At 60.6% G+C, this 10,688-nt stretch carries 11 protein-coding genes; 8 read left to right on the top strand and 3 right to left on the bottom strand.

Annotation, left to right across the window (positions count from 1 at the left end; genetic code table 11):
- Positions 1–186: 186 nt before the first annotated feature.
- From HLUSI_RS0110815 to HLUSI_RS0110790, 6 genes are all read left to right on the top strand, one after another.
- Positions 187–2,085, top strand: a complete 1,899-nt coding sequence (locus tag HLUSI_RS0110815) for a propionate--CoA ligase (RefSeq protein WP_016833998.1) — start codon at positions 187–189, stop codon at positions 2,083–2,085.
- 96 nt (positions 2,086–2,181) lie between these two features.
- Positions 2,182–2,673 (top strand): arsinothricin resistance N-acetyltransferase ArsN1 family B, encoded by a 492-nt coding sequence (locus tag HLUSI_RS0110810; protein WP_016833997.1) that lies wholly within the window; start codon positions 2,182–2,184, stop codon positions 2,671–2,673.
- 9 nt (positions 2,674–2,682) lie between these two features.
- Complete coding sequence (locus tag HLUSI_RS0110805) at positions 2,683–2,949, top strand: hypothetical protein (protein ID WP_016833996.1); 267 nt, start codon at positions 2,683–2,685, stop codon at positions 2,947–2,949.
- A 72-nt stretch (positions 2,950–3,021) separates the two neighbouring features.
- On the top strand, positions 3,022–3,780 hold the full coding sequence (locus HLUSI_RS0110800; protein WP_016833995.1) for a helix-turn-helix transcriptional regulator: 759 nt from the start codon (positions 3,022–3,024) through the stop codon (positions 3,778–3,780).
- 92 nt (positions 3,781–3,872) lie between these two features.
- Positions 3,873–4,259 carry a cupin domain-containing protein gene (locus HLUSI_RS0110795; protein WP_016833994.1) on the top strand — a complete coding sequence of 129 codons (387 nt, stop codon included), beginning with the start codon at positions 3,873–3,875 and terminating at the stop codon, positions 4,257–4,259.
- Between the two features lie 212 nt (positions 4,260–4,471).
- Entirely contained in the window at positions 4,472–6,460 is a 1,989-nt protein-coding gene (locus tag HLUSI_RS0110790) for an alkaline phosphatase (RefSeq protein WP_029363381.1), read from the top strand.
- 63 nt (positions 6,461–6,523) lie between these two features.
- Here HLUSI_RS0110790 and xth read toward each other — a convergent pair whose 3' ends face one another.
- The gene (gene xth / locus HLUSI_RS0110785; RefSeq protein ID WP_016833992.1) at positions 6,524–7,297 is read right to left on the bottom strand and encodes an exodeoxyribonuclease III; all 774 of its coding nucleotides are present in this window, start codon (positions 7,295–7,297) and stop codon (positions 6,524–6,526) included.
- A gap of 359 nt (positions 7,298–7,656) precedes the next feature.
- On the opposite strand from xth, the gene HLUSI_RS0110780 reads away from it, so the two are divergent.
- Positions 7,657–8,736, top strand: a complete 1,080-nt coding sequence (locus tag HLUSI_RS0110780; protein WP_016833991.1) for a porin — start codon at positions 7,657–7,659, stop codon at positions 8,734–8,736.
- A 66-nt stretch (positions 8,737–8,802) separates the two neighbouring features.
- Here HLUSI_RS0110780 and HLUSI_RS0110775 read toward each other — a convergent pair whose 3' ends face one another.
- Positions 8,803–9,549, bottom strand: coding sequence for a MipA/OmpV family protein (locus tag HLUSI_RS0110775; RefSeq protein WP_016833990.1), 747 nt, complete (start codon positions 9,547–9,549; stop codon positions 8,803–8,805).
- A gap of 120 nt (positions 9,550–9,669) precedes the next feature.
- Positions 9,670–10,122 carry a winged helix-turn-helix transcriptional regulator gene (locus tag HLUSI_RS0110770; RefSeq protein ID WP_016833989.1) on the bottom strand — a complete coding sequence of 151 codons (453 nt, stop codon included), beginning with the start codon at positions 10,120–10,122 and terminating at the stop codon, positions 9,670–9,672.
- 197 nt (positions 10,123–10,319) lie between these two features.
- Between HLUSI_RS0110770 and HLUSI_RS0110765 the strand changes: the two genes are divergently transcribed.
- Positions 10,320–10,688: MFS transporter (locus tag HLUSI_RS0110765; protein ID WP_162098063.1), on the top strand; the 369-nt coding region annotated here is incomplete at its 3' end.

Below are 10,688 nucleotides of genomic sequence, written 5' to 3'. Positions count from 1 at the left end.
AAGAATCGATAACATCTTTTTGTTTTTTGAACGGCAGGAAGCAGATTAAGCTGCACGTAAGCATGTTCTGCGACAGTAAAGCGCAACACACAACAAGCAGATGAATGCCGCGCAAAGACGCAGCACACCGCTCGCAGCGATACCCTGACAAGGTCGGTGCGCATCCGATTGCCATGAGGAGACATCATGAGTTACGCATCGTTTTACCAGCAGTCCATCGACGACCCGGATACCTTCTGGGCCAATGAAGCCAGGCGCATCGACTGGCATGCACCGTTCACCAAAACACGCGATTACACACGCCCGCCGTTCGCGCGCTGGTTCATCGGCGGAGAGACCAATCTGTGCCACAACGCCGTTGATCGTCATCTGGCGCAACGCGCCGATCAGGCCGCGCTGATCGCAGTGTCGACCGAAACCAATACCGAAAAGACCTACACCTTCCGCGAGCTGCATCGCGAAGTCAGCGCAATGGCGGCGATCATGCTGTCGCTTGGCGTCAAGCGCGGCGACCGCGTGCTGATCTACATGCCGATGATTGCCGAGGCGGTGTTCGCGATGCTGGCGTGTGCACGCATCGGCGCGGTGCATTCGGTGGTGTTCGGCGGTTTTGCGTCAACCAGTCTGGCGACGCGCATCGACGATGCGCAGCCGACGCTGATCGTGTCGGCCGATGCCGGCTCGCGCGGCGGCAGGGTGGTGGCGTACAAGGGTTTGCTCGACGAGGCGATCCGGCTGGCGCAACACAAGCCGGCCCATGTGTTGCTGACCGATCGCGGACTGGCCGAGATGCCGCGCACCACCGGACGCGACGTCGATTACACCAGCCTGCGCGCGCAATACCTCGATGCCGACGTGCCGGTCGCCTGGCTGGAATCGAACGAGCCGTCCTACATCCTCTACACCTCCGGCACCACCGGCAAGCCGAAGGGAGTGCAACGCGACGTCGGCGGTTATGCAGTGGCGCTGGCGGCGTCGATGTCCTACATATTCTGCGGTAATCCCGGCGAGACTTATTTCTGCACCTCCGACATCGGCTGGGTGGTCGGCCATTCCTACATCGTCTACGGGCCGCTGATGGCCGGCATGGCGACCATCCTGTACGAAGGCCTGCCGGTGCTGGCGGGCGACAAGCCGGACGGCGGCATCTGGTGGAGCCTGGTAGAGAAGTACAAGGTCACGCGCATGTTCTCGTCGCCGACCGCCATCCGCGTGCTAAAGAAGCAGCCGGCCGAATGCATGACGCGGTATGACTTGTCATCGCTCAAGAGTCTCTATCTGGCCGGCGAGCCGCTGGACGAGACCACCTCGAACTGGATTTCGGGTGCGCTCGGCGTGCCGGTGATCGACAACTACTGGCAGACCGAAAGCGGCTGGCCCATCCTGTCCATCGCCAAGGGCGTGGACGACAAACCGACCCGGCTGGGCAGTCCGGGCGTGCCCCTGTACGGCTACAAGATGCACATCATGAACGAGTCCACCGGCGAACTGTGCGGCGTCAACGAGAAGGGCGTGGTGGTGATCGAAGGGCCGTTGCCGCCGGGCTGCATGCAGACCGTGTATCGCGACGACGAGCGCTTCGTCAACACCTACTGGTCCAACTTCAGGACGCAGGTGTATTCGACCTTCGACTGGGGCATCCGCGATGAAGACGGGTACTACTTCATCCTCGGCCGCACCGACGACGTCATCAACGTCGCCGGTCATCGCCTCGGCACGCGCGAGATCGAAGAAAGTATTTCCAGCCATGCCAACGTGTCCGAGGTGGCCGTGGTCGGCGTCGACGACAAGCTCAAGGGCCAGGTCGCCATCGCCTTCGTGATCCCCAAGCAGGCCGACGCCGTCGCCACGGCGGAAGGTCGCCAGGCGCTTGAGGCAGAAATCATGCGCGTGGTCGACAAGCAGATCGGCGCCGTCGGCCGGCCATCGCGCGTGCATTTCGTCAGCCTGCTGCCGAAGACGCGTTCGGGCAAGCTGCTGCGCCGTTCCATCCAGGCCATCTGCGAGGGACGCGATCCGGGCGACCTGACCACCATCGAAGATCCGACCTCGCTGCAGCAGATCAAAGCGGCCTTGCAAGCCTAGAAATAGGCTGGAGCGGCAGCGACGACGTCCGGCCCCTGCGCCGGACGTCGTCATTTTGGGTACACTACGTGTTACCGCACTTTCTTCCCAGCTTTCATGACTACCTCGATACGCCCGGCCACGACGGCCGATGCCGCCGCCATTTGCGAGATCTACAACCACTACGTTCTGACGACGACCATCAGTTTTGAACTGGAAGCCGTTTCCACCGAGGAAATGGCGCAGCGCATCGTCGAGGTGTCTGCCATGTTTCCATGGCTGGTGTATGAAGAAGACGGCCGTATCCTCGGCTATGCATACGCCACCAAATGGAAAGCGCGCAAGGCCTATCAGCAGTCCGTCGAGAGTTCTGTCTACATGGCCAGGGACAGCGGCGGCAAGGGCGTCGGCACGAAGTTGTACCGCGCCTTGTTTGTCGAACTGAAGGCGCGCGGCGTCCATGCCGTCATGGGCGGCATTGCCCAGCCGAATCCCGGCAGCATCGCCCTGCACGAAAAAATGGGCTTCGTGAAAGTCGCCCATTTCGCACAGGTCGGCAGGAAATTCGATCAATGGATTGACGTCGCCTATTGGCAGCTGATCCTCTAAGGAGTACACATGGCCAGATCGACCAGAGCAACCGGCGCCATCGAGCGCCTCAACACGCGTGCAGGTACCAGGCAGTATTCCATGGGCCGCACCTCGGCCGAGCTGTTTTACCTGCTCCAGCGCACACCCGACAATCCGGCTGAAAAACTCTGCGAACCATTGCCGCTGGATGAGTTCGTCGCCTTCGTCAATGCCTACGGACCGCAAAAGCCGAAGCGCATCAGCAAGCTTGACGTCGCGTTTGAAAAACAGCTCGCCAAGAAACGCGAAGAGTAAATCACTGTGGCCCCGCTCCGCCCCCGCCAGCAAAAGCGCAAGGACTGGATACTGCGGTCGCAGTCGTCCGGCATGGAGCGCATCGAGGCATTTTTCCACGGACGCGGCTACGCCATGCATCGCCACGACACCTACGCCATCGGTATCACGCTGGGTGGGGTGCAGTCGTTCCAGTACAAGAAGTCGATGCGCCACAGCCTGCCCGGCAACACCATGGCGCTGTACCCCGACGAGCCGCATGACGGCCAGGCCGGCAGCGAAGCGGGTTTCCGTTATCGCATGCTGTACATCGAACCGTCCTTGCTGCAGGACGCACTCGGCGGTGTCGCATTGCCGTTCATCGAAGGCGGCATCTCGACCGATCCACGCCTGTTCGGCGCCGTGCGCAATTTGTTGCTGCACATGGACGACGAGGTGGAACCCCTGCAGCAGGACGACGGCATCTTCGAGCTGGCGCGTGCGCTGGATGCGGTATCCGGCAAACGGCCGCGGCGCCATGCCGCCGACTTCCGCGCAGCACAGCTGGCGCGCGAATACATTCACGGCGCGCTCGACCGTACACTCACGCTCGACGAGCTGGCGCAAGCCAGCGGCCGCGATCGCTGGAGCCTGACGCGCGACTTTCGCAGCTTCTTCGGCACCAGTCCCTATCGCTACCTCAGCATGCGCCGGCTCGACATGGCGCGTCGCCTGATGGCGCAGGGCCTGCCGCTGGCGGACGCCGCCGCCATGTCCGGCTTTGCCGACCAGAGCCACATGACGCGCTTGTTCACCAAGACCTACGGTATTGCACCGGCGCACTGGCTGCGCATCATGCGGCACGGAACCTGATCCCCCGGTTGCCGCGCAAGTTGCACGATCGTTCAAGACCGCGGCGTTTCGCTCGCGTAGGCTTGCCTCCGTTACTTACCTACGGAGCCAGCATGTCAGCCGCCATCAACCTGCGCGAATACCGCGCCATCAATTTCACCGACAAGCTTTCGCTGTTCAGCGAGCACTGGTCGCAACGCGTCATCGCTGAAATGAACGACTACCAGTTCAAGCTGGCGAAAGTGAAGGGCGACTTCATCTGGCACGACCACGCCGATACCGATGAAGTCTTTATCGTGATCGATGGCAGATTGCGCATCGACTTCCGCGACGGCGCGGTGCATCTGAAAGCGGGCGAGATGTTCGTGATCCCCAAGGGTGTCGAGCACAAGCCGTATGCCGAAGAAGAGGCCTGCATCCTGCTGGTCGAGCCGCGCGGCGTGGTCAATACCGGTGCCGAAGAAAGCGAGCGTACGCGCGCCAACGACGTGTGGATTTGAGCAAGCATTCGGATTCTGTCGCTGGTAGCTTTGACCAAAGTCCGGCTGATTTCAGCATCCCGAGTGCACGGTGCGGCTGACATGAAGTTGTCATATTGACATGTTAATCTCAGGCAGCACTTAAAAAATGGGCGCCTGCGAAAAACGCAGCGGGGTGCTTGCACGTTCCACTAACCCGTCCGTACTTTTGTACGATTTATTGAGGCGTTTCCATGTCAATGCTGAACCGTTTTTTTCGATTTGTTCGACTTGTCTTGCTTTTGCTGGCCACAGGCCTGACTCAGGCCACACCGCTTGTTTCCCGGCTCACGCCGCCGTCCGAGCTGTTCAGCACCGGTCGCGATTACCCGATGATTGCTCGTTTTTTGCCTGACCAGCGTTTCGATTTGCAGGCGACAGTTCAACCTGATCCAGGTCAGACGATTACGCGTTTTGAATTTGCCGTCGACGGCGTGCCGATCCTGGTGCCGGCCTCACGGACTAGCATCGTCACACAGGGCCTGGTCAAAGGAATGCCCCGGGACACCGCCGTTGTTTCGCTGCGCGCTTACAGCAATAATCAACCCGGCAAACATATCCTCAGCGTGACCGCAACCCAGTCCGACGGTAAACAGGCGCGCGCAAAAGGGAGTTTTGAAGTGGTGCCGCTGTTGACCGGCGACGGCAGACCGGCCCGCAATGTCATTCTGCTGCTGGGCGATGGCATGGGGATCACGCATCGCACGGCGGCGCGCATTGTGGCGAAAGGCTATAGCCAGGGCAAGGCGAACCAGCCGCTGGCGATGGACACCTTTCCCTATACCGGTCTTGTGATGACCTCGTCCCTCAATTCCATCGTGACCGATTCCGCGCCCGGCATGTCGAACTACGTGACGGGCAACAAAGCCGCAAATGCCCAGGAGGGCGTATGGCCGGATGAGACGCTGGATGCATTCGACAATCCGCGTGTTGAATATCTGTCGGAATATCTGCATCGCAAGTTCGGCAAGGCGTTGGGCATCGTGACAACTGCCGATGTTTCCGATGCCACCCCGGCGGCCAATGCGGTTCATACGGCCAACCGCAGTGCGGGCACCGGTATCGTGGATCAGTTTCTGGATGATCGCGAGCTGACGGGCTTGACTGTGTTAATGGGCGGAGGGCGAAAATGGTTTCTGCCGAACAGGGATGACAGCATCAATCCGCAGCCGGTAAATGGATCGCAACGGCTCTCCGGAAGCGATGCGATCTTGCCTGACGACGTCGTCGCCGGCTGGGGCGCGGCTAAGGGCGACAGAGATGCGGGGCGCGATTTGATCGCCGATTTTCAGCGGGCGGGATTTGGCTACGCGCCGGACGCGGCGAGCATGACCGCAGTTGCCGCCCGATCAGGCAAGTTGCTTGGTCTTTTTTCGTACGGCAATATGAACGTTGCGTATGACAAAATTGCAGGCCGACGCGGCGCCGGCCAGGTCGTCAATGATTTCGGTTTTCCCGATCAGCCCATGCTCGACGAAATGGCAAGAGCCGCGCTGACGGTGCTGGCCAAACAACCCAACGGCTTTTACATGATGATCGAGGGCGCTTCGATCGACAAGCAGGCCCATGCAATGGATTCTGATCGCTGGATTCTGGAGACGCTCGAATTCGACCGCGCCGTGGAAGTTGCTCAGAACTTCGCCCGCCAGCATACCGATACCTTGGTGCTGGTTACTGCGGATCATGAAACGGCAGGCGCTTCCATCATTGGTAGCGCCAATTCAAGCGATCATGCCTACGACGGGACTGCGACCAGCAAAGATCGCGATCAGATCGTCCATGTGTACGATTCAGCGGGCTTTCCGCAATACCAGATCATGCCTGACGGTTACCCCCAAACGACCGACATTGCCAACAAAATCCTGATCGGCTACGGTTCGAATGCAGATCGACGCGAGACGTGGCGGTCAAACGAAAAACCTGTGATGGATGACCAGCCGTTTGCCGCTCATGTGCCGCTCAATACTTATCCTGCCAACGCCGGCGCGCGCAATCAAGGTCAAGGATTTTCCATTACCGGCCAGATAGGTGGCCACTCGGCATCGCATACCGCGACGGATATTCCGCTGTCTGCCTTCGGTCGCGGCTCACGGCTGTTTACGGGGGTGTTTGACAACACCGAGGTATTTTTCAAAATTGGCCAGGCGGTCACCGGAGGCGCGAGTCCCCTCCAGGACGACTAGCAGCATCGAGCTGCGCGGTTCTCGAAAACGTACCCGCCAACTGGTCGGGTACGTCGTCAGCGGTCAGGAAAAATCGAGCGTCGCAATCACCGGCGCATGATCCGACGGCTGCTCCCACTTGCGCGGCACCTTGTCGATTACGCACGCCGTGCATTGCGCCGCCAGCGGCGCGGTCAGCAGGATATGGTCGATGCGCAATCCCCTGTTGAGACGGAAGCCCATCTGGCGGTAGTCCCACCAGCTGAAGAGTTTTTCCGGCTGCTCGAATTTGCGGAAGGCGTCGGTGAAACCCATTTTCTCCAGATGGAAGAAGGCGGCGCGTTCCGGTTCCGACACCAGGTTCTGGCCGACCCAGGCGGCCGGGTCATGCACGTCGCGGTCTTCCGGCGCGATGTTGTAATCGCCCAGCAGCGCCAGTTTTTCGTGTTGCTGCTGCTCTTGCGCGAGCCATGTATGCAGGGCTGCCAACCACTTCAGCTTGTATTGATACTTCTCCGAATCCGGCGCCTGGCCGTTGGGAATGTAGGCGCAGACATACCGCACGCCTTCGATGGTGGCGGCGATGATGCGCTGCTGTTCATCCTCGAACAGCGGATTGTTCTTGACCACGTCGGCGATCGGATGGCGCGACAGGATCGCCACGCCGTTGTAGGTTTTTTGCCCGCTGAAGACGACCTCGTAACCAGCGGCGTTGATTTCAGCCTGCGGGAATTTGTCGTCGGTGAGCTTGGTTTCCTGCAGGCACAGCACATCGACCGGATTGTCGCCCAGCCATTGCAGTACCTGGGGCAGGCGGACCTTGAGGGAGTTGACGTTCCAGGTGGCGATTTTTTTCATTGGAGCAGTGGCCTTTGCGTGGTGCGCCCGGCAAGTCCGGCACGCGAGAAATAAGAAGTCGCATATTACAGGAACTCATTTCATGCGGCCTCGCGCGCTCGGTTCTGGGCGCACAGCCGGCGCTCTCCATGTTGGCGAATAAGTTCTGTTTTGCCGACGTAAATATTTCGTTCTTTGCGTTGTCGATTTCGAAAAACTCCATCGATTTGCGTTGTCCCCGGGGAAGTGTTGTCGTCACACAAAAATGTAACGAGTCTGACATGTTGCTTCAATAGCATACGCCTGGTTGTGCCCGCTGCTGTCTGAGGCCGGGCGGCATCCGATGCAATTCCTGTCCACTTGGTATCTCTTGGTGTCCCATGACAAAAAAATGTGCCGTTGCGGCGCTCTTGGCGAGCGTCCTGATGTTTTCCGGAGTGACGTCCGCGCAAGGCGCTTCGTCAGGCGGTTCGGCGACGATATATGGCGTGATCGACGTCGGCATGGAGTATTTCAATAACGCCGGCCGTCGCGGCGGCAGCCTGCTGCGACTGCAATCGGGCGGCGCCAGCACCTCGCGTATCGGCTTCAAGGGCGTCGAGGACCTGGGCGGGGGCATGCAGAGCTTCTTTCAGCTGGAAGGCGGTTTCCTGGCCGACAGCGGCGACGGCTCGGATCCCCACAGCTTCTTTAACCGGCAGGCCAATGTCGGCTTGGCGGGGTCTTACGGCAAGGTGCTGATCGGAAGAAGCGAAAGCACGACCGGCGACTTTTCGATCAACGATCCTCTCAGCAACCACTATTCCTGGTCCGGGGCCAGTACGCACATGCGCGGAGATCGCAAGGACGGCATCCTGGGCCGCATCTCCAACGTGGTGAAATATGAAGGCAAGTTCGGCGCTTACCGTCTCGGCGGGAGCTACGGCCTGGGCGAGTCGGCCGGCAGCCATGCCAGCAATGCCAGGTATTCGGCCGGGGTGCAGTATCTCGGCGGCAGCGTGACCGGCGTGCTGACATTCGATCGGCAGAACAGCAAGTTGGCCTTCCCCGGCTACGACCAGGCCTCGAACATCCAAGTGTCCGGCTCCTATGCGCAAGCGCTCGCCAAATTCTTTGCCGGTTATCGTCGATATGCCAGGCACGCTCTCACCGCAAGCAAGGACGTGCGCAGCGACTTCGTGTGGATTGGCGCAAGTTACCTGATGTGGCCGGCGACCACGGTGAGCGGCGCGGTCTATCACGTCGACCTGCGCAATGATCCCAAGGGCAACAACGGCACTCCGACCATGTATGCCGTGCGCCTCAGCTACGCCATGTCGGCGCGCACCACGTTTTACGCCACGGGCGCTTATGCCGCTGCCAGCAACAGCCAGCCGGTCGGCGTGTCGAACGCCGTCAATTCCTACTCGGAAAGCGGCGCGCAGGCAGGGATCAACATCGGTGCAACGCATCGCTTCTGAAGTCATCGGCCGGGGCGTAATGGCGGATTCAGAGGCGACGAGCAAGCTCGTCCGACGCGTGCCGGATTATTTGAAGTGATAGTTGATCGCCACCAGCCCCATGTTCTCGGTGCTGTGGTTGACGATCGGGCTGTTGGCGATGCCGTTGCCCAGCCATTTGCGGCGGAAGGTGACGTTGGCGACCCAGTTCTCGGCCACCGGCATTTCGATGGTCAGGCCCAGCATCGGTGTGGTCGAGGCGCCGGCATGGTATTCGCGGAAACCGCTGGCAGTCGATTCCTGGCCGGTAACGCCGTAAAAGTAATTGTTGTAGCTGCTGCTGCGACGCTCAATGCCGACTTGCGGGTAGAAGCTGGCGCGGCCGAGGTCGAATTGCGCCGCGTAGACGGCTTCCAGCAGCGTGCCGTGCGACTTGTTGACGTCGTAGAAGGCATTCAGGAAGAACGCGCCGAAACGGGTTTCCTGCAAGGTGCCGATGCCGAGCGGCACGGAGTTGGAGCGACGATTCAGGCCGCGCTCGGCGTCCATGTGATCAAAGTTGACGCGCGCCGCCAGTTCCAGATAGCCCGCGCCGAATTTCACGGTCTTGACGCCGAAGGTATCCAGGCGCGCGAAGAAGCGGCCGTAGTCGAAATAAGCGTACGGCAGGACCTGAGTGACGTCGCTCTTGCCGAGAATGTTGCGTTCAAGGCGGAACACGCCCGGGCCGATGTCGCCGCGCAGGTGGTCGGGAAAGTCGGCTTCCGCAGCTTGCTGGGCCGCGGCGTGGCCGGCGAACGACAGGAGCAGGGCGCACAGCAGGGTTTTGTTCATGTTGGCTTTCGATGGGTGGAATGTAGGTGAAATGTAGGTGAAAGGTAGAAGAGGCGGGAGTGCAGCGGCAAGGCCGCCAGTGTCATTGGGTGGCATCTTGCACGAATAATGGTCCCGGCATCAAGCCCGGGCTTTTCTTTTGACGAAGGCATTTTCCGGTTTGAGCGGTTTGCCCTCGCAGGTGTGCAATGTGATTTTCGGGATCGGCTTGCCGCTGTCGCGGTCGACCATCGGAGCGATGGATTCGCCCTTCTTGAACAGATGGCCTTCACCCCACTGGCGCAGGCCCAGCACCACCGTGAACAGTCCCTTGCCCTTGGCGGTGAGGAGGTATTCCTGATACGCGCTGCCGTCGGAGGCCGGGGCGACGTCGAGGATGCCGGCATCGACCAGGTCGCGCAGCCGTGCCGACAGGATGTTCTTGGCCACGCCCAGGCTCTTCTGGAACTCGCCGAAGCGGCGCATGCCGTCGAAGGCGTCGCGAATGATCAGCAGCGCCCAGCGGTCGCCGACCACGTCAATCGACCGCGCTACCGGGCAGGGATCGCTCATGAGACTTTTCCGCTTGGCCATCGTATTGCCGCTTCCTCGTGCATGTCTGATGGTTGCATTTTAAAACTCGCTCGCCTACACTTCAACTGGTTTTAATTTGAAACCAATTGCAGCGGTAAATGACGACAGTGAAAAGGAGCGGGGCAATGGCGCAAAACGAGGGCGGAGCGGGTGCGTGCCGATTCGAAGAGGCTGGCCCGGAGCGTGCATCCGCCGTGATGCCGCGCGCCATGGTGTTGTTGTTTGCGATGGCCTGCGGCGTCAGCGTCGCCAACGTCTACTATGCCCAGCCGCTGCTGGATGCATTGGCGGCGGAGTTTGGTTTCAGCCAGGCGGCGGTCGGCGTGGTGGTGACGGCAACCCAGCTCGGTTCCGCGCTGGCCCTGGTGCTGGTGGTGCCGCTCGGCGATTTGCTGGACCGGCGTCGTCTGACGCTGGCGCAGTTGCTGCTGTTGTTTGCCGCGCTGGTCGCGGTCGGGCTGGCATCGTCGCCGGCCTGGCTGCTGATCGGCATGCTGGCCGTAGGCATGCTCGGCACTGCCATGACGCAGGGATTGATTTCCTACGCGGCGGCGTTGGCGGCGCCG

The sequence above is a fragment of the Herbaspirillum lusitanum P6-12 genome, from assembly GCF_000256565.1.
GTDB classification, from domain to species: domain Bacteria; phylum Pseudomonadota; class Gammaproteobacteria; order Burkholderiales; family Burkholderiaceae_D; genus Herbaspirillum; species Herbaspirillum lusitanum.
This window is presented reverse-complemented; position numbering and strand designations above follow the sequence as displayed.